Raw genomic sequence first — 20,101 nt, forward strand, 5'->3', positions numbered from 1 at the left:
GTTCTGGAGGTGTCCGTATGACCCCCACCATCACCCTCGTCCAGGGCGACATCACGCGCGAGAGCGTCGACGCGATCGTCAACGCGGCCAACTCCTCCCTGCTCGGCGGCGGAGGAGTCGACGGCGCGATCCACCGCCGTGGCGGCCCCGCGATCCTTGAGGAGTGCCGCAGGCTGCGCGCCTCCCACTACGGCAAGGGGCTGGCCACCGGCCGCGCCGTCGCCACCACGGCGGGCGACCTGGACGCCCGCTGGGTGATCCACACGGTCGGCCCGGTGCACAGCACGAGCGAGGACCGCTCGGCCCAACTGGCCTCCTGCTACCGGGAGTCGCTGCGGATCGCCGACGAACTGGGCGCTCGTACGGTCGCGTTCCCGGCGATCTCCACCGGCATCTTCGGCTGGCCGATGGACGACGGTGCCCGGATCGCCGTGGAGACGGTCAGAGCCACGGACACCGCGGTCGAGGAGGTCAGGTTCGTCCTCTTCGACCGGCCCGCTCACGAGGTGTTCGCGGCGCAACTGGACCGGCCGGCACCGCGGTTCGGTCCGTGAAGGGGAATGGTCGTATGCCACTGGTCGAAGTGAACGGCGTGGGTCTCTACCGCGAAGTCGTGGGCGACGGCGACCCGTTGGTCCTGGTGCACGGCTCCTGGGACGACCACTACGCATGGCTGCGCGTCCGCGACGCGTTCGCGGAGCGGTTCCGGGTCCTGGTCTACGACCGCCGTGGGCACAGCCGCAGCGAACGCCCGCCCGGGCAGGGGACCCGCTTCGAGGACGAGGAGGACCTGGCCGCGCTGATCACGGCGCTCGGGTCCGGGCCGGCGTACGTGGCGGCCAACTCCTTCGGCGCGTCCACCGCACTCGGCCTGGCCGCCCGACGCCCCGAACTCTTCCGGGGGCTCACCGTGCACGAGCCGCCGCTCCTGGACGTCGTCGCCGACGATCCCGTACCGCTGCCGATGATCACATCGGTCCGGCAGGAACTGGCCGCCGTCCTCGACCACTTGCGGGCGGGCGAGGACCTGGAGGGAGCGCGCCGGTTCATGGACGGGATCGCGCTGGGCCCGGGGGAGTGGGACAAGCTCCCCGACAAGGCTCGCGACACCGTGGTCGCCAACGCCCCCACCTTCCTGGACGAGCACGGCGACCCGGCATGGGCCGCCCTCGATCTCGACCGCCTCGCGGGCCGGGCCGTTCCCCTCCTGGTCACGCACGGCACGACCAGCCCCGCATGGCTGCACCCGATCGCGGCCCGGCTGACCGAGACGCTGCCGCAGGCCCGGGCCCACGTCTTCGAGGGCTCCGGGCACGTCCCTCATGTGACGAGTCCGGAGGAGTACGTGGATGTCGTGACCGGCTTCGTGGAGGAGATCCGGCGGGCGGGCTGATGTAGGCGTGGGCTGTGGCGGATGACCTGGGCTTCTTCGAGTCGTCCGGGCCGGCCGAGCACCTCTCCCGTTCACCCGTTCGGCGTAGTCGGGATGGCGGCCCCCAGCCGTCGGCCGAAGGCTCGGTCCCAGTGACAGCGGGGGCCTCAGAAGGGACCAGCACCCATGAGCCAGCAGGCAGCGCACCCGACCGGCACGCCCGCCGGCACCCCGTCCGCCCCGCGTTCCGCGCACCCCGGAGGGGGCGGTGACGGCTGGGCGTCCGGCGGTGTCGTCTTCGCCGGCGTGCTGATGCTGTGCAACGGTGTCCTGGCCGTTCTGGAGGGCATCGCGGCGATCGCCAAGGACGACGTCTACGGCCGGGTCGGCAGCTACGTCTACGAACTCAACCTCACCGGCTGGGGATGGATCCACGTCATCCTCGGCGCGCTGGTCGCCGTGACCGGCTGGGGCGTGCTCAGGGGCGAGTCCTGGGCCCGGCTCACTGGCATCTTCCTGGCCTCGTTGAGCCTGGTCGCACAGTTCCTGTTCCTGCCGTACTCGCCGCTGTGGTCCCTGATCATGATGGCCATCGACGTGTTCGTCATCTGGGCGCTGGCCTCGCAGCAGGAGACGGCGGGCCGCAAGGTGGCGTGACGTGGGTCGCGGGGGCGGTGAGTAGGGTCGCCCTGGCGATCCGAGGTGCCCCAGGGCACGCAAGGCTGATGTCGGATTCCCGCCAGCCCCGCCCCCGCACATCGTCGATGCTGGACGCATGCAGAACGGGATGCACACCGACCGAGAGCGCTGCGTACGCGCCGTCCAGTCCAAGGACGCGCGCTTCGACGGCTGGTTCTTCACGGCGGTCCTGACGACCCGGATCTACTGCCGGGCCAGTTGCCCCGTGGTCCCGCCCAAGCCCGAGAACATGGTCTTCTACCCCAGCGCGGCGGCCTGCCAGCAGGCCGGGTTCCGGGCCTGCAAGCGGTGCCGGCCCGACACCAGCCCCGGTTCCCCGGAGTGGAACCAGCGCGCCGACCTCGTCGCCCGCGCGATGCGGCTGATCGCCGACGGTGTCGTGGACCGCGACGGCGTCCCCGGCCTCGCCGCCCGCCTCGGCTACAGCACCCGGCAGGTCGAACGCCAACTGCTCGCCGAGCTCGGCGCCGGACCGCTCGCGCTCGCGCGGGCCCAACGCGCCCAGACCGCACGCCTGTTGATCGAGACGACCCCGCTCCCGATGGCGGAGCTAGCCTTCGCGGCCGGCTTCTCCTCGATCCGCACCTTCAACGACACCGTGCGCGAGGTCTTCGCCCTCTCGCCGACCGAACTGCGCAACCGCCGCCCGAAGAGGGCCACGGCGGCCCTCACGCCCGGCGTGCTGACGCTCCGGCTCCCCTTCCGTGCCCCGCTCAACCCCGACAACCTCTTCGGCCACCTCGCGGCGACCGCCGTACCCGGGGTGGAGGAGTGGCGGGACGGCTCCTACCGCCGCACGCTCCGCCTCCCGTACGGCCACGGCATCGCCGCGCTCACTCCGGCCGCCGACCACATCGCCTGCCGCCTCACCCTCAGCGACCTGCGCGATCTCACCGTCGCCATCAGCCGCTGCCGCCGGATGCTCGACCTCGACGCCGATCCGGTCGCCATCGACGACCAGCTGCGCACGGACCCGCTGCTCGCCCCGCTCGTCGACAAGGCCCCCGGTCGACGCGTCCCGCGCACGGTCGACGAGGCGGAGTTCGCCGTACGCGCCGTACTGGGCCAGCAGGTCTCCACCGCCGCCGCCCGTACCCACGCGGCCCGCCTGGTCACCGCGCACGGCGACCCGGTGGAGGACCCCGAAGGCGGCCTCACCCACCTTTTCCCGACCCCCGAGGCGCTGGCCGCGCTCGACCCGGAATCCCTGGCGATGCCCCGTAGCCGCCGCACCACTTTCACCACACTCGTAAGCCAACTGGCCGACGGCACGCTCCACTTGGGCCCGGAGAGCGACTGGCCCGAGACCCGGACGGCCCTCCTCTCCCTCCCCGGCTTCGGCCCCTGGACGGCCGACGTCATCGCGATGCGCGCCCTCGGCGACCCCGACGCCTTCCTCGCCACCGACCTCGGAATCCGGCGTGCCGCCCAGGAGTTGGGCCTCCCGTCCACCCCGTCGGCCCTCACGGCCCGCGCGGCGGCCTGGCGCCCCTGGCGGGCGTACGCGACCCAGTACCTGTGGGCGACCGACAGCCACCCGATCAACTTCCTCCCGGTATAAGCGCTTTCGTAGATGTAAGGGCATGCGCAGAAAATGAAGCAGCACACCGTCATCCCCAGCCCCTACGGCCCCCTCACCCTCGTCGCCGACGACGGTGTCCTATGTGGCCTCTACATGACCGAACATCGCCACCGCCCGCCCGAGGAGACCTTCGGCTCGCGCGACGACGCGGGTTTCGGTGCGGCGGAGGAGCAGCTGGAGGCCTATTTCGCGGGCGAGTTGAAGGAGTTCACCCTCGACCTGAAGCTGACCGGCACCCCGTTCCAGCGCCGTGTCTGGGACCAACTCGCCCTGATCCCCTACGGGGAGACCCGCTCCTACGGTGACCTGGCCGAAGCCCTGGGCAACCCGGGCGCCTCGCGCGCGGTCGGCCTGGCCAACGGCAAGAACCCCATCAGCATCATCGTCCCCTGCCACCGGGTCATCGGCACGAGCGGCAGCCTGACGGGGTACGGCGGCGGGTTGGACCGCAAGCAGCGACTGCTGGCGTTCGAGGGCGGGTTGGAGAGCGGGACGACTCTGTTCTAGCCGCTCCGTTCCCATACGCGTTTGCCTGCAGTCGAGTTGCGCGGTAGTGATCGTGTGCGGCATCCACTCCGCTGGCCAAGTTATGGGCACCACGATCGCCGCGATACCCGCCAGGCGTGTCATGATCGCCGCCGACGACAAGGTGATCTTACGGACCAGACCAAGGTCCCCGCAAAGGTCGTAGCGGTGCAGATCGACCCTTAATTCACCTGCTCGTACGGTGACGGCTCGGTGTTGACGGACCGTGCCTTCCTCAGCGTGGATCAGCGCTTGTGCTGGATCGATTGACCGGATCCGGCTCTCCTGTCCGCTCCCGGTCCGTTCCTCGCGCCTGTGCCGTCAGGATCTCGATCAGCGCCGCCGTGGCCGGCGGGTCCGGTGGGTCGCCGTAGGTGGCGGCGTAGATGCGGCGGGCGTTGCCGGTGAGGCGGGTGGTGTGGATGCCCGGTGCCCGGTGGGCCCGAAGGGCGAGTCCGTTGAGGATGGCGACGCCCATTCCGGAGGCCACCAAGGCCTGGGAGACGACCGTGTCGTCGCAGGAGTAGGCGATCCGCGGTGCGAAGCCCGCACCTTCACAGGCCGTGATCGTGGCGGCTCGGCAGCGTTCGCAGCCGCCGACCCAGGGGGAGTCGCGGTGGTCCCCCAGACGCGGACGGGGTCGGTCGCTGATGAGGTAGAGCGGGTCGTCCAGCAGGTGGGTGAGCCGGAAGCCCTCCTCCTCCAGTGGGGTCTCGGTGTGCCGGAAGATCAGGGCGATGTCGACGTGCCCCGCGCGCAGCATCTGCAAGCCCTCGACCGGGTGGGCGTCGACCAGGTTCAGCTCGATTCCCGGGTAGGTCCGGGACAACTCGGTGGCCGCCTTCGGCACGAGGGTGCTGAGGACCGTCTGGAAACCGGCGAGTCGTACCCGTCCGGCACGGAGGCCCACGCGGGCGGCGAGCTCGACGGACGCGGCGTCGACCCGCCCCAGGATCTCCCTCGCCCGGCGCGCCAGGAACTCGCCCTCGGGGGTGAGCCGGATACCGCGGCCCACCCGCTGGACGAGCTTCGCGCCGCTGGCCGCTTCGAGCCGGCCCAGGTGGTGGCTGACCGACGGCTGGGAGTAGTGCAGGTCCTTCGCCGCCTCGGTCACCGATCCGAGGCGGGCGACCGCGTCCAGGACCTTGAGGTGTGTCAGGTTCAGCATCGATCAAGTTTATCTATGAGTCATGAAGAGAAGTGGCATTGGACGTCATGACTGCGGCGTGACCATCATTTCTGCGAGACCGAGTCGATTCGACGAAACTGGACCGACAGAAGGAAAGGAATCGCCGCCCATGTCACTTGCCCGCGTTCACAACTTCTCCATCTCGCTCGACGGCTTCGGCACCGGTGACGTCCAGAGCAAGGACGCGCCGTTCGGTCATGCCGGTGAACGGCTGCACCAGTGGATGTTCACCACTCGGTTCTGGCACGACATGACCGGTGGTGCCGGTGGCACCGGCGGTATCGATGACGCCTTCGCCCAGCAGTTCGCGCCCGGAGTCGGTGCCGAGATCATGGGCGCGGGGAAGTTCGGGCCGCCCGGCTGGCACGAGGACCCGGAGTGGAAGGGGTGGTGGGGGCCCAACCCGCCGTTCCACACACCGACGTTCGTCCTCACCCACCACCCGCGCCCGTCGATCGAGATGGAGGGCGGCACGACGTTCCACTTCCTCGACACGTCCCCCGACAAGGCGCTCGAGACGGCCCGCGAGGCCGCGGACGGCCAGGACGTACGCATCGGCGGCGGAGTCACCGTCGTCCGCGACTTCCTCGCCGCCGGCCTCATCGACCGTATGCACGTCGTGGTGGTGCCGATCCTGCTCGGCCGGGGCGTACGCCTCTGGGACGGACTGGAGGACGTGGAGAAGGACTACGAGGTCGAGGCCACCTCGTCGCCCACTGGAGTCACGCACGTCACCTTCACCCGCGCGGGCGCCTGAACAGGCCCGCCGAGGGAGCCGTCACTCCTCCTCCGTGCCCAGCCGGCACAGGAGTGCCGGCAGGGCGGTGCCGATGGGTTCCCGTACGACCTGGTCGGCCCGTTCGTCGTACGGGGTCGGCTCGGCGTTGACGATGACGAGCCGCGCCCCGTGGTCGGCGGCGACCCCGGCCAGTCCCGCCGCGGGGTGTACCTGGAGGCTGCTGCCGACGGCGATGAACACCTGGCAGGCCTTGGCGATCGCGGCGGCCTCGCCCAGGACGACCGGGTCGAGGTGTTCGCCGAAGAAGACGGTCGCGGACTTGAGGATGCCTCCGCAGTCGAGGCAGGGCGGGTCCTCCTCGCCGGCCTCGACGCGGGCGATCGCGTCCTCCATCGGCCCGCGCGCGGCGCACTTGGTGCACACGAAACTCCGTGCGCTGCCGTGCAGTTCGAGCACTTTGCGGGCGGGCATGCCGGCCCGCTGGTGCAGTCCGTCGACGTTCTGCGTGAGCACTCGTACCGGCACGCCGTCCCGTTCCAGCTCGGCCACCGCCACGTGCGCGGCGTTCGGTTCGGCCGTCAGCGTGCGGTTTTTCCGCCGCATCTGCCATGAACGGCGGCGGATCTCCGGGTCGTTCATGTAGTACTCGTACGTGACGAGCTTCTCGGCCTCGGGGTCATGGCGCCACAGGCCGTTGGGGCCGCGGTAGTCGGGGATGCCCGAGTCGGTGGAGATACCCGCGCCGCTGAGAAGGGCGACCAGTGGTCTGCTCATGGCGTCGAGCGTAGGTCGGCGTGTCCGTGCGCGGCCAACGGATATCGCGGTGGTCCGGTGCGGTGTTAGCGTCCCGGCATGGCCAAGGTCAACATTTCGCTGGACGCCGCGCTCGTCGTGGAAGTCATGGTGCTCTCGGGCGTCGGCAACCCCCAGGACGCCGTCGAGCTCGTCGTACGCGACTACATCGAGCGCGGTCACCGGACCGAGGCGCGGGTGGCCGCCCGGGACGAGGTCCTGCGCGAGGTGGACGGCAAGCCGAGGGATGTCGAGGGCTGATCAGCCGACCCCGACCCCGACCCCGACCCCGACCTTGACCTCGACGTCGACCTTGACCTCGGCGCCGGTCCGTGTCGGCAGGAGACCCTCGTCAGCCGACCCGCTGCCCGTTCTCCAGTTCCGCCGGGCCCGAGCCCTCCGTCAGGACGTCCAGGGCGATCAGGACGCGGTGGCCGAGGGGGCCCTGGAGGTACTCGGTGAGCTGTTCGGGCTCCACCAGGCGCCAGGACAGCAGCTCCTCCTCCTGGAGGCGGATCGCCTTGAAGTCGTCCTCGGTGAGGACTCCGCCGTCGTACAGGTACGCCACCAGCGGCGGCCAGGTCGGCTTGTACACCCAGTCCACCGCGAGCAGTTGACCGAGTTCGCGGTCGAGGCCGATCTCCTCGAGGGTCTCGCGGCGCGCGCCCTGGCGCGGGGTCTCGCCGTCGTCGGACTCGATCGTGCCGCCCGGAAGCGCCCAGCCCTCACGGTAGTTGGGCTCGACGAGCAGCACCCGGCCCGCGGCGTCACGGAAGAGGGCGGCGGCCCCGGCGAGCACCCGGGGCAGGCCGGCGATGTACGCGGCGAAGTCTTCGGAGGTCGTCATCCAGGAAGGGTAACCAGCCGGAACGACCACGCCTCGAACTCCCCGTGCAGTCGAGCCCCGGACTCCCTACCCGGCCGAACAAGGACGGATCAGGCGTCCACCTCCGCCAACTGCACCGTCCGCTCCGCCAGTTCACTGATCCGGGCCCGGTCGAAGCCGAAGACCGCGCTGCGTACCGTGTCCTCCAGCGGTTCCTTCCACTGCGCCGGGATGGCGTCCGCGCCGGTCAGGACGCCCGCCACCGAGCCGGCCGTCGCGCCGTTGGAGTCGGTGTCCAGCCCGCCGCGGACGGTGAGCGTGATGGTGCGGGTGAAGTCGCCGTCGCCGTACAGCAGCCCGGCGGTGAGCACGGCCGCGTTCGGGATGGTGTGGATCCAGCCGAGCCCGGCGGTCTCCTCGGACACCGTGGTGAGCGTGTCCTCCCAGGTCATGCGGGTGTCGTGGAGCGAGACGACCCGGCGCACGGTACGGGCGAGCCGGCTGCCCGCCGGGATGACGGCCAGCGCCTGGTCCACCGCGTGCCGCACGGTCGGCGCGGTGAAGGCCGCCGAGATCAGCGCCGCCGCCCACATGGCGCCGTAGACACCGCTGCCCGTATGGGACAGCACCGCGTCCCGGCGGGCCAGGGAGGCGGCCCGGCGGGGGACGCCCGGGCAGGTCCAGCCGTAGATGTCGGCTCGGATCAGCGCGCCGATCCACTCCTGGTAGGGGTTGTCGTACGTCGCCGTCAGCGGCGGTTTGAGCCCGTTGGCGAGGTTGCGGTACGCGGCCCGTTCCGCCGTGTAGGTCTGCAGATACGGCAGCCGCAGCAGCCACAGATCGCCGACCTGCTCGGTGCTGAAGCCGAAACCGTGGGTCTCCAGCAGGTCGAGGCCGAGGATCGCGTAGTCGACGTCGTCGTCACGACAGCTGCCGTGGATGCGGCCGCGCACGCACTGACGCCACTCGGGGCGCAGCTCGAAGCCGTCGCTCTCGTCGGCGGGCGCGGGCAGGTAGTCGGTGAGCGGCAGGGCGGCGGCCTGCCGCAGATAGCGGTCGATCCGGTCCCGCGTCCACAGGTCGCCCTGCTCGACCGGCTTGCCGAGCATGTTGCCCGAGATCCGGCCCAGCCAGCCCCCGAGAACGCGGTCGGCGAGCTCTGGCGCGGTGCCCACAGGGGTCATGGTCCCGGTCTACCCGAATCCGGGGCCGCCGTCTCGTCCCCGGCGGTCCGCACAGGGGTTTCCCACCGCGCTCGTACGTTGTTCCCACCCCGTTCTCAGGGAACGGTCGGGGCATGACGGCGAGGCCGTCCTCCGGTTAAGGTCACAGCGGCGCGACTGGTCCTGACATGTGCGGGACCCGGAGAGCAAGGGGATAACTGGTGACACAGCGGGTGCTCATCGCCGCGGACAAGTTCAAGGGCTCGCTGACGGCCGTACAGGTCGCCGAGCGGGTGACGACCGGGCTGCGCCGGATCGTCCCGACGCTCCAGGTGGCGTCGCTCCCCGTGGCCGACGGCGGTGACGGCACCGTGGACGCGGCGGTCGCGGCCGGTTTCGAGCGGCACGAGGTGCGGGTCGCGGGACCGCTCGGGCACGAGGTGACGGCGGCCTTCGCGCTGCGCGGCGACACGGCGGTCGTCGAGATGGCCGAGGCCAGCGGGTTGCAGCGACTGCCCGCGGGCGTCTTCGCGCCGCTCACGGCCTCGACGTACGGCTCCGGGGAACTGCTGCGGGCCGCGCTCGACGCGGGCGCGCGGACCGTCGTGTTCGGGGTCGGCGGCAGCGCCACGACCGACGGCGGCGCCGGCATGCTGTCCGCGCTCGGCGCGCGGTTCCTGGACGCCGAGGGGGAGCCGGTCCCGCCGGGCGGCGGTGGTCTGGCCGAGCTCGCCTCCGCCGACCTGTCGGCCCTTGACCCCCGCTTCGCCTCCGTCGACCTGGTGCTCGCCAGCGACGTGGACAACCCGCTCACCGGGCCGAAGGGCGCCCCCGCGGTCTACGGGCCGCAGAAGGGCGCCTCGCCGGACGACGTGGAGGCCCTGGACGCGGCCCTTGCCCACTACGCCAAGGTGCTGGAGGACTCGGTCGGCGCCAAGGCCGCCGAGTACGCCCTCGCGCCGGGCGCGGGTGCCGCGGGCGGTATCGGCTACGGCGCCCTCCTGCTCGGCGCCCGCTTCCGCCCCGGCATCGAGGTCATGCTCGACGTCCTCGGTTTCGCGGCGGCCCTTGAGCACGCGGACCTGGTGATCACCGGCGAGGGCTCCCTGGACGAACAGACCCTGCACGGCAAGGCCCCCGCGGGCGTCGCCACCGCGGCACGGGCGGCCGGCAAGGAGGTCGTCGCGGTGTGCGGGCGGCTCGCCCTGCAACCGCAGGCGCTGGGGCAGGCCGGCTTCCGGCGGGCGTACCCGCTGACCGGCATCGAGCCGGACATCGCCAAGTGCATCACGGAGGCCGGACCGATCCTGGAACGGGTCGCGGAGCAGATCGCGCGGGACTTCCTGGTCTGAGGCCCGCACGGTCCGGGGCCCGCGCAATCTGAGGCCCGCACGGCTTCAGTCGACCGGCGTCAGCCAACTGGCTTCCGTCTCAACCCCGTTCACCTCCGCATCCCCGACAGCCGGTACGCGTCCAGCGCCAGCGTCATCTCGATCAGGTCCCGGGGTCTGGCCAGCGACCGGGACGTGAGCTGTTCCAGCCGCCGTAATCGGTTGAAGACCGTGTTGCGGTGGCAGTACAGCCGCGCCGCGGCCCGGCCCGCCGAGCCCTCGCAGGCCAGCCACCCCTCGAGGGTCTCCAGGAGCACGGCCCGGTCGGCGGGCTCCAGCTCCAGGAGCGCGCCGAACACGTCCGCCACCAGCCGGTCCGCCAGCTCCGGCTGGCTGACCACCAGCGCGGTCGGCATCCGCTGGTCCAGGCGTACGACCGCGGTGCCGTCCGGCGGACAGGTGCGCAGCGCCAGTTCGGCCAGCCGACGGGCCCGCCCCAGCTCGGCGAGCCCGGGCACCACCGGACTGAGCCCGCCCGGTCCCGAGCAGCGCCCGGCGAGCACGCGCGCGACGCCGTCCAGGCCCTGACCGGGCGCGAGCGCCACCACCCCCACCTCGCCGTCCGCCCGCATCCGCCAGATGAACCGGAACCCGGCCCCCTGCACCGGCCGCTCGGCGGGCTCGCGCCGTTCGGCCCGCAGCACCACGACCGCGTACGGCCCGTGCTCGGGCAGGTCGAGCCCCGCCGCAGCCCGAGCCGCGAGCCCAGGTGTGGCCTGTCCCTCCAGCAGCGCGTCGAGCAGCGCCTGCAACTGCTCGTCCGTGCGCCGCCGCAGCTCCGCCTCCGTGGCGCGATAGGCCTCCGAGGCGGTCTGGGCCTGCGCGTCCACCGCCGACCACACCATCGTCGTCGAGCGCATCAGCGCCGTGAGCCGCTCGGGCTCGCGGCCCGCCGCCCCGTCGATGAGCGCGTCCCACAGCAGGTAACCGGCGCTGCGGTAGGCGTGCACGAGGAGGTCAAGGGGCAGGCCCTGCCGGGCCCGGCGCCGGCCCGCGTCCTCGGCGTACTCCAGGTCCCGGCGCGGGGAGTCCCGGGGTGCGGACAGCGTCTCGATGCCGATCCGCATCGCCTCCTCGGCCTCGCGCCACTGCTGGTCGTGCGGGAGCACCTGCCCGTAGACGGGGGAGTACTCGGTGAGCTGCCGCAGATGCTCGTCGACGAGTTGCGGCAGCCGTTCCAGCAGAGCCGTGCAGGACTCCGCGAGCAGCTTCCAGTCATGACCGGTCCGCGGCCTTCGCGCTCCCATGGCCGGAGGATGCCATCGCGGGACGGTCCCGCACAGGCCCCTGACACGCGGTGTTGTGCGCGTGCACAACGGCCGGCCCGACCTGCTGGGCACTCGCAGCGATTCCGCCACGGGCCGTGGACGGGCGCCCCCTCCGGTGCTGGGGTGAGCGCCACACCGAGTCGAACAGGGGGTGTTCATGGGCGGATCCGGACTGGTCGTACGTGATCTGTCGGTCGGCTACGGACCCGTACGGGCGGTGCGCCGGGTGTCCCTGGAGGTGCCCGAGGGGGCGGTGGTGACCGTGCTCGGCAGCAACGGCGCGGGCAAGTCCACGCTGCTCAGGGCGGTCAGCCGGACGCTGTCCTTCCACGGCGGCGCGATCACCGAGGGCAGCGTGTGCCTGGGCGACCGCCGCCTCGACCGACTCGCGCCGGACCGGGTGGTCGCCGCCGGTGTGTCCCAAGTGCCGGAAGGGAGGCGGGTGTTCGCGCGGATGACGGTCGCCGACAACCTGCGCGCGGGTGCCCTCGGCGCCGCCCGCTCGGGCCGGGCCGCCGCCCTCGCCCGCGTCCACGAACTGTTCCCCGTCCTCGCCGAACGCTCGGGACAGCGCGCCGGACTGCTCTCCGGCGGTGAACAGCAGATGCTCGCCGTCGCCCGCGCCCTGATGGCCGCCCCGAAGGTGCTGCTCCTCGACGAACCCTCCCTCGGCCTCGCCCCGCTCATGGCCCAGCGCATCGCCGACACCGTCCGCGAGATCAACGCCCAGGGCACCTCCGTCCTCCTCGTCGAACAGAACGCGGCCCTCGCCCTGCGGCTCGCCACACGCGCGTACGTCCTCGAAGTCGGCGAGGTCACGCTGTCCGGACCGGCCGAGGAACTGGCCGCCTCCGACGAGGTGCGCCGCCGCTACCTGGGCGTGGTCGACGAGGACGCGGCCGCGGACGCGGATGCCGAACAGGCGGGTGGCGTACGGCGGACGCTGACCCGGTGGCGGGGGTGAGGCGCCGGATGGAACCGCGCGAAGAGCCTCGCGAGGAACCCCTCGAGGAGAGACGCACGGATCCGGTCGACGACCCTCGGGCGGACCGGCTCGACTCCTCCCCGACCGACCCCCTCGAAGTCCGCGGCCTCACCGTCCGGTTCGCCGGACTCACCGCCCTGGACGACGTCGGCTTCACGGTCCGCCCCGGCACCGTGCACGCGCTCATCGGGCCGAACGGCGCGGGCAAGTCGACCTGTTTCAACGTGCTTTCGGGGGTCTACCGGGCCACCGCCGGCAGCGTCCGCTTCGGCCCGCACGAGCTGACCGGCATGCCCGCGCACCGCATCGCGGGACTCGGTGTCGCCCGCATCTTCCAGAACCTCGCGTTGCCGCCCCGCGCCTCGGTCGAGGACTGTCTGCTGCTCGGCCGGTACCGACTGACCCGAACGGGCTTCCTGGCGGCCGGACTCGGCCTGCCCTCGGCGGCCCGCGAGGAACAGCTCCACCGTGAACGCGTTCGGGAGATAGCGGAGTTCGTCGGCATCGCCGACTGCCTCCACCGCCCGGCGGGCTCACTCCCGTACGGACAGCAGAAGCTCGCCGAACTGGCCCGCGCGCTGTGCATGGAACCGCGCCTGCTGCTCCTGGACGAGCCGGTCGCGGGCATGACCGCCGACGAACGGCGCCGAACCGCCGCCGTGATCGCGGGAGTTCGCGACGGGCTCGGCATCTCGATCGTGCTGGTGGAACACGACATGGGGGTGGTGATGCGGCTCGCGGACGCGGTGACCGTACTGGACTTCGGGCGCCTGATCGCGGACGGCGTCCCCGCCGACGTACAGAACGATCCGGCCGTCGTACGCGCCTACCTGGGGGCCGGAGCATGAGCACCTTCGCCGAAGTCCTGCTCAACGGCGTCTCGTTGGGCTCCGTCTACGCGCTCATCGCGCTCGGCTTCGTGGTGGTCTTCCGGGCCACCGAGGTCGTCAACTTCGCTCATGCCTCGCTGCTGCTCGCGGGCGGATACATCACCGCGTCCCTGCACGACGACATCGGCTTCTGGCCCGCGCTGCTGGTCGGGATCGCGGGGGCCGCGCTGGTCGGCGCGGCCGTGGAGTTCCTGGTGATCCGGCGCTACCGGGGCAGCGACCACAGTGTGCTGGCCATCGTCACCATCGGCGTCGATATCCTGCTCACGACCGAACTGACGCGCCGTATCGGCACCGACGTCATCCCGCTGGGCGACCCGTGGGGCGATGCCGTCCTCAAGATCGGGCCGGTGTCCCTCGCGCACACGCGGATCGCCGCGTTCGTGGCCGCCGCGCTGCTCATCACCGCGTTCCTGCTCGCCTTCCGGTTCACCTCCTGGGGCGTGGCGATGCGGGCGGCGGCGGAGAGCGGGGAGACCGCCGCGCTGATGGGCGTACGGCTCGGGCGGGTCTCGCTGGGCGCGTGGGCCGTGGCCGGGGGACTGGCCGCCGTGGCCGCGCTCTTCCTCACCGTCTTCCCGACCCCGGGCCTGGAACGGGCCACCTCCCTGGCCGCGCTCAAGGCGTTCCCGGCGGCGATCCTCGGCGGCCTCGACTCCACCACGGGCGCGCTGGTGGGCGGCCTGCTGGTCGGCATCACGGAGTCCCTGGCCACCGGCTACCAGAGCGACCTGACCTTCCTGGGCCGCGGCCTGGGCGACCTCGCCCCCTACCTCGTCATGGTCGCGATCCTGCTCGTCCGGCCCGCGGGACTGTTCGGCACGAAGGAGCTGGCGCGTGTCTGAGGTCCTGGTGAAGCCGTTGCGGGTGATCCGGTCCCGCGGATACGTCTGGGCCGCGGTCGCGACCGTCCTCCTCCTCGCCCTCCCCTTCTACCTCGACCGGTTCTGGCTCCAGGCCGGCCTCTTCGCGATGGCCGCCGCGATCGGGGCGATCGGCATCAACCTGCTCACCGGCGCGACCGGTCAACTCTCCATGGGACACGCCTTCTTCCTCGCCGTCGGCGCCTACGGGTACTGCGTGTTCGCGGCGGACGGCGGTGACGGGCTGACCGGGCTCGGGCTTCCGACCTGGCTCGCGGCCGTGCTCGCGGTGCTGGTCGCCGGTGTCGCGGGCGGGCTGTTCAGCCCCATCTCCGGGCGGCTCGGCGGCGCGTACCTGGGGATCGCCACCCTCGCCCTGGTCTTCATCGGCCAGCACGTGATGTTCAACGCCCACGACCTGACCGGCGGGGCGAACGGCCGGGACGTACCGCCCCTGAGTCTGTTCGGCCTCACCTTCGACGACCGTGAACTCCTCGTCGCCGCCGTGCCGTTCGGGTCGGCAGAGAAGCTCTGGTACGCGGGCCTGGCCGTGCTGCTCGGCGGTGCGCTGTTCGCCCGTGGAGTGCTGCGCGGGCGGCCGGGGCGGGCCATGAACGCGATCCGGGACCACAGTGTCGCGGCCGGCGTCCTCGGCGTGCCCGTGGCCCGTCACCGGGCCGCCGTCTTCGTGCTGTCCTCGATGTACGCGGGCCTCGCGGGCGTCCTGCTCGCGCTGGTCTTCCAGCGGACCGTGCCCGACTACTTCGGCATCACGCTGTCCCTGGAGTACCTCGCCATGATCGTCATCGGCGGGCTCGGCTCGGTCTCCGGCGCGGTGGCCGGGGCCGTGTTCGTGTCCCTGCTGCCCCAGCTGCTGACCCGCTACAGCGATGCGCTGCCGTTGGTCTCCGCCCCCGGCACGGGCGGGATCGCACCGGGCGAGGCGTCCCGGTACCTCTACGGCGCCGCCGTCGTGCTGGTGGTGCTGTTCCTGCCCGGCGGTCTGGTCAGTACGGCCGCCCGGCGTCGCGTCAGAACCGATCCAGGGGAGGAACGATGAACAGGACGTACGGGGCCAGAGCCACGGCGGGTGCCCTCGCGGCACTGCTCGTGCTGGCGGCGGCCGGATGCAGCTCCAAGGCCAAGGACAGTGACAGCGGTGACGGCGACAAGGCGGGCGCGGGCGGCATCAAGACCGGCCAGGGGATCTCCGGCAAGACCATCACGCTGGGCGCGCTCACCGACATGACCGGCGTCTACGCGACCCTCGGCAAGAGCGTCACCCAGGCCCAGCAGCTGTACGTGAAGCAGCTGAACGCGGCCGGTGGCGTCTGCGGCTACAAGGTGGCCCTCACGGTCCGCGACCACGGCTACGACCCGCAGAAGGCCGTCTCCGGCTACACCGAGCTGGCGCCGAAGGTGCTGGGCTTCGCGCAGTTCATCGGCTCGCCGTTCGTCGCGGCGGTCAAGCAGCGCGTCGACGGCCAGGACAAGGGCCTTGTGCTGCCGCAGGCGTGGTCGGCGGCGCTGCTGGGCAGCCCGTACATCCGGGTCATCGGATCGACGTACGACATCGAGACGATCAACGCCGTCGACTTCCTGATCAAGGAGAAGGGGATCAAGAAGGGCGACAAGATCGGGCACGTGTACTTCGAGGGCGACTACGGCGAGAGCGCCCTGGTCGGCAGCAAGTACATGGCGAGCAAGGCAGGGTTGTCGGTCGTCGAGCAGAAGATCAAGCCGACCGACAACGACATGACCGCCCAGGTCACCGCGCTCAAGAAAGCGGGCGTCAAGGCGATCGTCATCAGCGCCGGGCCGCGCCAGGCGGCCTCGCTGGTCGGCGTCGCGGCGGCGAGCGGCTTCGACGTGCCGGTGATCGGCAACAACTCCGCGTTCGCGCCACAACTCCTCGCCACCCAGGCGGGTCCGGCCCTGACGAAGAACTACTGGGTGGCCTCGCCCTCGCTGCCGATCGGCGCGGACACCCCGCAGGCGACGAAGCTCGTCGCCGACTACAAGGCGGCCTATCCGAAGGACTCCCTCGACAACGGCATCGTCGCGGGCTGGACCGCCGCGTCGGCCTTCGGCGAGGCCCTGAAGAAGGCCTGCGCGAGCAAGGACCTCACCCGCGAGGGCGTCGACAAGGCGCTGCTGACGCTCGACGCCTTCGACTCGGGCTTCGGCACCGTCCAGGACTTCACCGACCCGGCCGTCGCGTCCTCCCGGGAGAGCGTGATCCTCCAGCCCGACAAGAGCGCCACGGGCGGCATGAAGGTCGTACGGGAGGCAGGTGCGTCCGAGGAGGCGGAGGCGTACACACCGAAGGCCTGAGACCACCGAGGGCCGCATGTGAGCGAGGAACGGCCGAGGGGCCCGAACCGGAATCGGTTCGGGCCCCTCGGGAGTGTTACGGCTGAGACGTCCTACGGGAGTTGTGCCGCCCGCGCCTCGCGACGGTTGTCGCGGAAGTTGTTCACCCGGCGGGCCGTGGCGAACAGCGGGATGACCGCGCCCATGACCAGCTGCAGGGCGCAGCCCGTCTGGAGCAGGAGCTGACCGCTGGGGGCGTCGAAGGCCCAGGCGGCCAGGAGGCCCATGGACACGACGATCCAGGCCAGCATCGCCACGGCGAGGCGGCCGCGCGGCTTCGGGTACTCGACCCGGCTCACCATCAGCCAGGCGGTGCCGAGGATGGCCAGGAGCGTCGCCACGAAGGGCAGCTCCAGGAGCACGATCGATACGACCGTCAGCGCGCCGAACGGGGATGGCATGCCTTGGAACATGCCGTTCGGCACTGTCACGCACGAGAAGCGCGCCAGACGTAGGACCACCGCCAGCAGCACGACGACGGCACCGACCGCCGCCACCTTCTGGTACGCGTCGTCCGCGACCATCCCGTAGACCAGGACGAAGTACGCGGGGGCCAGGCCGAAGCTGATCAGGTCGGAGAGGTTGTCCAGCTCGGCGCCCATGGGGGAGGAGCGGAGCTTCCGTGCGACCAGGCCGTCGAACAGGTCGAACACCGCCGCGCACAGCATGAGGATCACGGCGGTGGCCGCGCTGTTGCGCGCCATGCCCGATTCCTGGCTGTCGGTGAGGTGCGGGATCAGGATGCCGGTGGTGGTGAAGTACACCGCCATGAAGCCGCACGTGGCGTTGCCGAGCGTGAGGGTGTCCGCTATCGAGAGGCGGAGAGAGAGGGGCATCTCCTCCTCGTCGTCCACCTCGTCGGCCTCCGGAACCCAGCCGGCCTGCGTCTCAGGATCAATCACGGTCAATGCGAGTCACCCCAGCCACGGTCTTCTGACCGACCTCGACCGCCACCTCCACGCCCTCGGGCAGGTAGATGTCTACGCGCGAGCCGAAGCGGATCAGACCGATACGGTCGCCCTGCTCGACCTTCGTCCCCTGCGGGATGTAGGGCACGATGCGGCGGGCCACCGCGCCGGCGATCTGGATCATCTCGATGTCGCCGAGTTCGGTGTCGAAATGCCAGACTACGCGCTCGTTGTTCTCGCTCTCCTTGTTGAACGCCGGAACGAACCCGCCGGGGATGTGCTCGACCGACGTCACCTCGCCGGAGAGCGGCGCGCGGTTGACGTGGACGTTGAGCGGGCTCATGAAGATCGCGACGCGGGTGCGACCGTCCTTCCACGGCATGATGCTCTGCACCACACCGTCGGCGGGCGAGATGACCCGGCCCGGGCCGATCTCTCGCTCGGGGTCGCGGAAGAACCACAGCATGCCCGCCGCGAGCACGGTGGCGGGCACGGCGACAGCCTTGGCGGCGCCGGACTTGCGCGCGCGTACCAGGCTGAGGGCTGCGGTGGCGACGGTCGGGAGAAGCCACGGCGATGCTCCGCGCGCGAGGCGTACGCCGGCCCGGCTGTCGCGTGGTGCAGAGGTTTGGCTGTGGGGCATGGATGACCTTCGTAGCGGATGATGCCGCGCTGTAACGGGGGACGGCGGCTTTCCCGGGATCGTACCGGTCGTCGGCCACAACTGGGTAAGCCAGGAAGCCGAGTCGGCGGCTGAAGGGTGCTGACGGGGTGTGATCTTCTTCTCCAAGAAAACACCCCGTATCCGGACATCTAGCCCTGGAATCGATACTCTTCGAGCAGCCTGCGACCGATGATCATTTTCTGGATCTCGGCGGTACCTTCACCGATCAGCAGCATCGGAGCCTCGCGGTAGAGGCGCTCGATCTCGTACTCCTTGGAGAAGCCGTAGCCGCCGTGGATCCGGAAGGAGTCCTCCACGACCTCCTTGCAGTACTCGGACGCGAGGTACTTCGCCATCCCAGCCTCAAGGTCGTTTCGCTCCCCCGAGTCCTTTTTGCGTGCCGCGTTGACCATCATCGCATGGGCGGCCTCGACCTTGGTAGCCATCTCGGCCAGCTTGAACTGGATGGCCTGGTGCTGGGCGATCGGCTTGCCGAAAGTGTGCCGTTGCTGGGCGTAGCGGACGCCCAGTTCAAAGGCACGCTGAGCGACCCCGCAACCACGCGCCGCCACGTTGACGCGGCCCACCTCGACGCCGTCCATCATTTGGTAAAAACCTCGGCCCGTGGTCCCGCCGAGCACGCGATCGGCGGGAACGCGCAGGCCATCCATGATCAACTCGGTGGTGTCGACGCCCTTGTAACCCATCTTGTCGATCTTCCCGGGGATGGTGAGCCCGGGACGGACCTCACCGAAACCGGGCTCCTTCTCGACCAGGAAGGTCGTCATCGACTTGTGGGGCGCGGTGCCTTCGGGGTGTCCTTCGTCACTTCGGACGAGTACGGCGACCAGATTTGACGTGCCACCGTTGGTCAGCCACATCTTCTGGCCGGTCAGGACGTAATCGTCGCCCTCCTTCACGGCCTTGGAGGTGATGGCGGAGACGTCCGAGCCGAGACCCGGCTCCGACATCGAGAAGGCGCCGCGGATGTCGCCGGCCGCCATGCGCGGCAGGAAGTGCTCCCGCTGCTCCTGGGTGCCGTGCTGCTTGAGCATGTAGGCCACGATGAAATGGGTGTTGATGATGCCGGACACCGACATCCACCCGCGGGCGATCTCCTCGACGCACAGGGCGTAGGTGAGCAACGACTCGCCCAGACCCCCGTACTCCTCGGGGATCATCAGACCGAACAGGCCCAACTCCTTGAGCCCGTCGACGATCTGCTGCGGATACTCGTCGCGGTGCTCCAGCTCGGTCGCGACCGGGATGATCTCCTTGTCCACGAAGTCGCGGACGGTGGACAGGATCTCCTGCTGGACATCGGTCAGACCGGCGGTCTGGGCGAGGCGCGCCATGGCTACTTCTCCTGCTGCTTCAGGTCGGGGCGGCCCGGCTGCTCGCCGCCGCGCTCCTTGATGTACGTCTCGGTCGGCACCATCACCTTGCGGCGGAACACGCAGACCAGCGTGCCGTCCTGCTTGTAGCCCTTGGTCTCCACATGGACGATCCCGCGGTCGTTCTTCGACTTCGAGGGCGTCTTGTCGAGCACGGTCGTCTCGCCGTACAGCGTGTCGCCGTGGAAGGTCGGCGCCACGTGCTTGAGCGACTCGATCTCCAGGTTGGCGATCGCCTTGCCGGAGACGTCAGGTACCGACATGCCCAGCAGCAGCGAGTAGATGTAGTTCCCGACCACCACGTTCTTGCCGAAGTCCGTCGTGTTCTCGGCGTAGTTGGCGTCCAGGTGGAGCGGGTGGTGGTTCATGGTGAGGAGACAGAACAGATGGTCGTCGTACTCCGTGACCGTCTTCCCGGGCCAGTGCTTGTAGACGGCCCCGACCTCGAACTCCTCGTAGGTGCGCCCGAACTGCATGC

The 20,101-nt window shown here is 70.8% G+C and carries 22 protein-coding genes; 13 read left to right on the forward strand and 9 right to left on the reverse strand.

The features are described 5' to 3' along the window. Positions 1 to 17: 17 nt before the first annotated feature. The 5 genes from ACIP6U_RS18130 to ACIP6U_RS18150 all read left to right on the forward strand — a co-directional run bounded on the left by ACIP6U_RS18130 (position 18) and on the right by ACIP6U_RS18150 (position 4,160). Positions 18 to 554, forward strand: a complete 537-nt coding sequence (locus ACIP6U_RS18130; RefSeq protein ID WP_401718372.1) for an O-acetyl-ADP-ribose deacetylase — start codon at positions 18 to 20, stop codon at positions 552 to 554. 14 nt (positions 555 to 568) lie between these two features. Continuing rightward, positions 569 to 1,393 (forward strand): alpha/beta fold hydrolase, encoded by an 825-nt coding sequence (locus ACIP6U_RS18135; protein WP_401718375.1) that lies wholly within the window; start codon positions 569 to 571, stop codon positions 1,391 to 1,393. A 165-nt stretch (positions 1,394 to 1,558) separates the two neighbouring features. Then, positions 1,559 to 2,029, forward strand: a complete 471-nt coding sequence (locus ACIP6U_RS18140; protein WP_401718378.1) for a hypothetical protein — start codon at positions 1,559 to 1,561, stop codon at positions 2,027 to 2,029. 118 nt (positions 2,030 to 2,147) lie between these two features. Further along, positions 2,148 to 3,632: an AlkA N-terminal domain-containing protein gene (locus ACIP6U_RS18145; protein WP_401718381.1), complete on the forward strand. Its 1,485-nt coding sequence runs from the start codon at positions 2,148 to 2,150 to the stop codon at positions 3,630 to 3,632. 33 nt (positions 3,633 to 3,665) lie between these two features. Beyond that, positions 3,666 to 4,160 carry a methylated-DNA--[protein]-cysteine S-methyltransferase gene (locus tag ACIP6U_RS18150; RefSeq protein WP_401718384.1) on the forward strand — a complete coding sequence of 165 codons (495 nt, stop codon included), beginning with the start codon at positions 3,666 to 3,668 and terminating at the stop codon, positions 4,158 to 4,160. Between the two features lie 253 nt (positions 4,161 to 4,413). On the opposite strand, the gene ACIP6U_RS18155 is transcribed toward ACIP6U_RS18150, so the two are convergent. Further along, on the reverse strand, positions 4,414 to 5,346 hold the full coding sequence (locus tag ACIP6U_RS18155) for a LysR family transcriptional regulator (RefSeq protein ID WP_401718387.1): 933 nt from the start codon (positions 5,344 to 5,346) through the stop codon (positions 4,414 to 4,416). Between the two features lie 130 nt (positions 5,347 to 5,476). On the opposite strand from ACIP6U_RS18155, the gene ACIP6U_RS18160 reads away from it, so the two are divergent. Continuing rightward, positions 5,477 to 6,124 carry a dihydrofolate reductase family protein gene (locus tag ACIP6U_RS18160; protein ID WP_401718389.1) on the forward strand — a complete coding sequence of 216 codons (648 nt, stop codon included), beginning with the start codon at positions 5,477 to 5,479 and terminating at the stop codon, positions 6,122 to 6,124. A 21-nt stretch (positions 6,125 to 6,145) separates the two neighbouring features. Here the strand turns inward: ACIP6U_RS18160 and ACIP6U_RS18165 are convergent, their stop codons facing one another. Further along, entirely contained in the window at positions 6,146 to 6,880 is a 735-nt protein-coding gene (locus ACIP6U_RS18165) for an SIR2 family NAD-dependent protein deacylase (protein WP_401718392.1), read from the reverse strand. Positions 6,881 to 6,958: 78 nt separating this feature from the next. Between ACIP6U_RS18165 and ACIP6U_RS18170 the strand changes: the two genes are divergently transcribed. After that, positions 6,959 to 7,159 carry a type II toxin-antitoxin system VapB family antitoxin gene (locus ACIP6U_RS18170; protein WP_401718395.1) on the forward strand — a complete coding sequence of 67 codons (201 nt, stop codon included), beginning with the start codon at positions 6,959 to 6,961 and terminating at the stop codon, positions 7,157 to 7,159. Positions 7,160 to 7,250: 91 nt separating this feature from the next. On the opposite strand, the gene ACIP6U_RS18175 is transcribed toward ACIP6U_RS18170, so the two are convergent. Beyond that, entirely contained in the window at positions 7,251 to 7,745 is a 495-nt protein-coding gene (locus tag ACIP6U_RS18175; protein WP_401718398.1) for an NUDIX domain-containing protein, read from the reverse strand. A gap of 89 nt (positions 7,746 to 7,834) precedes the next feature. Then, a complete protein-coding gene (locus ACIP6U_RS18180) occupies positions 7,835 to 8,908 on the reverse strand; it encodes an ADP-ribosylglycohydrolase family protein (RefSeq protein WP_401718401.1) in 1,074 nt (357 codons plus the stop codon). A gap of 212 nt (positions 8,909 to 9,120) precedes the next feature. On the opposite strand from ACIP6U_RS18180, the gene ACIP6U_RS18185 reads away from it, so the two are divergent. Beyond that, the gene (locus ACIP6U_RS18185) at positions 9,121 to 10,239 is read left to right on the forward strand and encodes a glycerate kinase (RefSeq protein ID WP_401718544.1); all 1,119 of its coding nucleotides are present in this window, start codon (positions 9,121 to 9,123) and stop codon (positions 10,237 to 10,239) included. Between the two features lie 89 nt (positions 10,240 to 10,328). Here ACIP6U_RS18185 and ACIP6U_RS18190 read toward each other — a convergent pair whose 3' ends face one another. Next, the gene (locus ACIP6U_RS18190; protein WP_401718404.1) at positions 10,329 to 11,525 is read right to left on the reverse strand and encodes a PucR family transcriptional regulator; all 1,197 of its coding nucleotides are present in this window, start codon (positions 11,523 to 11,525) and stop codon (positions 10,329 to 10,331) included. Positions 11,526 to 11,703: 178 nt separating this feature from the next. Between ACIP6U_RS18190 and ACIP6U_RS18195 the strand changes: the two genes are divergently transcribed. From ACIP6U_RS18195 to ACIP6U_RS18215, 5 genes are read left to right on the forward strand one after another with little or no spacing between them, the layout of a single operon-like run. After that, positions 11,704 to 12,510, forward strand: a complete 807-nt coding sequence (locus ACIP6U_RS18195) for an ABC transporter ATP-binding protein (RefSeq protein ID WP_401718407.1) — start codon at positions 11,704 to 11,706, stop codon at positions 12,508 to 12,510. Positions 12,511 to 12,518: 8 nt separating this feature from the next. Further along, on the forward strand, positions 12,519 to 13,379 hold the full coding sequence (locus tag ACIP6U_RS18200) for an ABC transporter ATP-binding protein (RefSeq protein ID WP_401718410.1): 861 nt from the start codon (positions 12,519 to 12,521) through the stop codon (positions 13,377 to 13,379). After that, positions 13,376 to 14,266 (forward strand): branched-chain amino acid ABC transporter permease, encoded by an 891-nt coding sequence (locus tag ACIP6U_RS18205; RefSeq protein ID WP_401718413.1) that lies wholly within the window; start codon positions 13,376 to 13,378, stop codon positions 14,264 to 14,266. Before ACIP6U_RS18200 ends, ACIP6U_RS18205 begins: the two co-directional genes overlap by 4 nt. Next, positions 14,259 to 15,344, forward strand: a complete 1,086-nt coding sequence (locus ACIP6U_RS18210; RefSeq protein WP_401718416.1) for a branched-chain amino acid ABC transporter permease — start codon at positions 14,259 to 14,261, stop codon at positions 15,342 to 15,344. Before ACIP6U_RS18205 ends, ACIP6U_RS18210 begins: the two co-directional genes overlap by 8 nt. Next, positions 15,341 to 16,618, forward strand: coding sequence for an ABC transporter substrate-binding protein (locus ACIP6U_RS18215; RefSeq protein ID WP_401718419.1), 1,278 nt, complete (start codon positions 15,341 to 15,343; stop codon positions 16,616 to 16,618). Before ACIP6U_RS18210 ends, ACIP6U_RS18215 begins: the two co-directional genes overlap by 4 nt. Before the next feature lie 92 nt (positions 16,619 to 16,710). Here ACIP6U_RS18215 and pssA read toward each other — a convergent pair whose 3' ends face one another. The 4 genes from pssA to ACIP6U_RS18235 form a co-directional block, all read right to left on the reverse strand. Next, positions 16,711 to 17,493 carry a CDP-diacylglycerol--serine O-phosphatidyltransferase gene (gene pssA, locus ACIP6U_RS18220; RefSeq protein WP_124002281.1) on the reverse strand — a complete coding sequence of 261 codons (783 nt, stop codon included), beginning with the start codon at positions 17,491 to 17,493 and terminating at the stop codon, positions 16,711 to 16,713. Positions 17,494 to 17,551: 58 nt separating this feature from the next. Next, the gene (locus ACIP6U_RS18225) at positions 17,552 to 18,208 is read right to left on the reverse strand and encodes a phosphatidylserine decarboxylase (RefSeq protein WP_401718547.1); all 657 of its coding nucleotides are present in this window, start codon (positions 18,206 to 18,208) and stop codon (positions 17,552 to 17,554) included. Positions 18,209 to 18,378: 170 nt separating this feature from the next. Further along, positions 18,379 to 19,584 carry an acyl-CoA dehydrogenase family protein gene (locus tag ACIP6U_RS18230; protein WP_401718422.1) on the reverse strand — a complete coding sequence of 402 codons (1,206 nt, stop codon included), beginning with the start codon at positions 19,582 to 19,584 and terminating at the stop codon, positions 18,379 to 18,381. Between the two features lie 2 nt (positions 19,585 to 19,586). After that, a complete protein-coding gene (locus ACIP6U_RS18235; protein WP_401718550.1) occupies positions 19,587 to 20,099 on the reverse strand; it encodes a MaoC family dehydratase in 513 nt (170 codons plus the stop codon). Positions 20,100 to 20,101 lie beyond the last annotated feature (2 nt).

The sequence above is a fragment of the Streptomyces sp. NPDC088794 genome (assembly GCF_044750545.1).
Taxonomy (GTDB): domain Bacteria; phylum Actinomycetota; class Actinomycetes; order Streptomycetales; family Streptomycetaceae; genus Streptomyces.

What these genes read in the sequence shown, in the direction of transcription:
- pssA (WP_124002281.1), bottom strand. Translation starts at nt 17,493, where the DNA reads ATGCCCCTCTCTCTCCGCCTCTCGATAGCGGACACCCTCACGCTCGGC.
- ACIP6U_RS18135 (WP_401718375.1), top strand. Translation starts at nt 569, where the DNA reads ATGCCACTGGTCGAAGTGAACGGCGTGGGTCTCTACCGCGAAGTCGTG.
- ACIP6U_RS18215 (WP_401718419.1), top strand. Translation starts at nt 15,341, where the DNA reads ATGAACAGGACGTACGGGGCCAGAGCCACGGCGGGTGCCCTCGCGGCA.
- ACIP6U_RS18175 (WP_401718398.1), bottom strand. Translation starts at nt 7,745, where the DNA reads ATGACGACCTCCGAAGACTTCGCCGCGTACATCGCCGGCCTGCCCCGG.
- ACIP6U_RS18235 (WP_401718550.1), bottom strand. Translation starts at nt 20,099, where the DNA reads ATGCAGTTCGGGCGCACCTACGAGGAGTTCGAGGTCGGGGCCGTCTAC.
- ACIP6U_RS18160 (WP_401718389.1), top strand. Translation starts at nt 5,477, where the DNA reads ATGTCACTTGCCCGCGTTCACAACTTCTCCATCTCGCTCGACGGCTTC.
- ACIP6U_RS18205 (WP_401718413.1), top strand. Translation starts at nt 13,376, where the DNA reads ATGAGCACCTTCGCCGAAGTCCTGCTCAACGGCGTCTCGTTGGGCTCC.
- ACIP6U_RS18150 (WP_401718384.1), top strand. Translation starts at nt 3,666, where the DNA reads ATGAAGCAGCACACCGTCATCCCCAGCCCCTACGGCCCCCTCACCCTC.
- ACIP6U_RS18225 (WP_401718547.1), bottom strand. Translation starts at nt 18,208, where the DNA reads ATGCCCCACAGCCAAACCTCTGCACCACGCGACAGCCGGGCCGGCGTA.
- ACIP6U_RS18165 (WP_401718392.1), bottom strand. Translation starts at nt 6,880, where the DNA reads ATGAGCAGACCACTGGTCGCCCTTCTCAGCGGCGCGGGTATCTCCACC.
- ACIP6U_RS18130 (WP_401718372.1), top strand. Translation starts at nt 18, where the DNA reads ATGACCCCCACCATCACCCTCGTCCAGGGCGACATCACGCGCGAGAGC.
- ACIP6U_RS18200 (WP_401718410.1), top strand. Translation starts at nt 12,519, where the DNA reads ATGGAACCGCGCGAAGAGCCTCGCGAGGAACCCCTCGAGGAGAGACGC.
- ACIP6U_RS18170 (WP_401718395.1), top strand. Translation starts at nt 6,959, where the DNA reads ATGGCCAAGGTCAACATTTCGCTGGACGCCGCGCTCGTCGTGGAAGTC.
- ACIP6U_RS18180 (WP_401718401.1), bottom strand. Translation starts at nt 8,908, where the DNA reads ATGACCCCTGTGGGCACCGCGCCAGAGCTCGCCGACCGCGTTCTCGGG.
- ACIP6U_RS18195 (WP_401718407.1), top strand. Translation starts at nt 11,704, where the DNA reads ATGGGCGGATCCGGACTGGTCGTACGTGATCTGTCGGTCGGCTACGGA.
- ACIP6U_RS18230 (WP_401718422.1), bottom strand. Translation starts at nt 19,584, where the DNA reads ATGGCGCGCCTCGCCCAGACCGCCGGTCTGACCGATGTCCAGCAGGAG.
- ACIP6U_RS18145 (WP_401718381.1), top strand. Translation starts at nt 2,148, where the DNA reads ATGCAGAACGGGATGCACACCGACCGAGAGCGCTGCGTACGCGCCGTC.
- ACIP6U_RS18190 (WP_401718404.1), bottom strand. Translation starts at nt 11,525, where the DNA reads ATGGGAGCGCGAAGGCCGCGGACCGGTCATGACTGGAAGCTGCTCGCG.
- ACIP6U_RS18155 (WP_401718387.1), bottom strand. Translation starts at nt 5,346, where the DNA reads ATGCTGAACCTGACACACCTCAAGGTCCTGGACGCGGTCGCCCGCCTC.
- ACIP6U_RS18140 (WP_401718378.1), top strand. Translation starts at nt 1,559, where the DNA reads ATGAGCCAGCAGGCAGCGCACCCGACCGGCACGCCCGCCGGCACCCCG.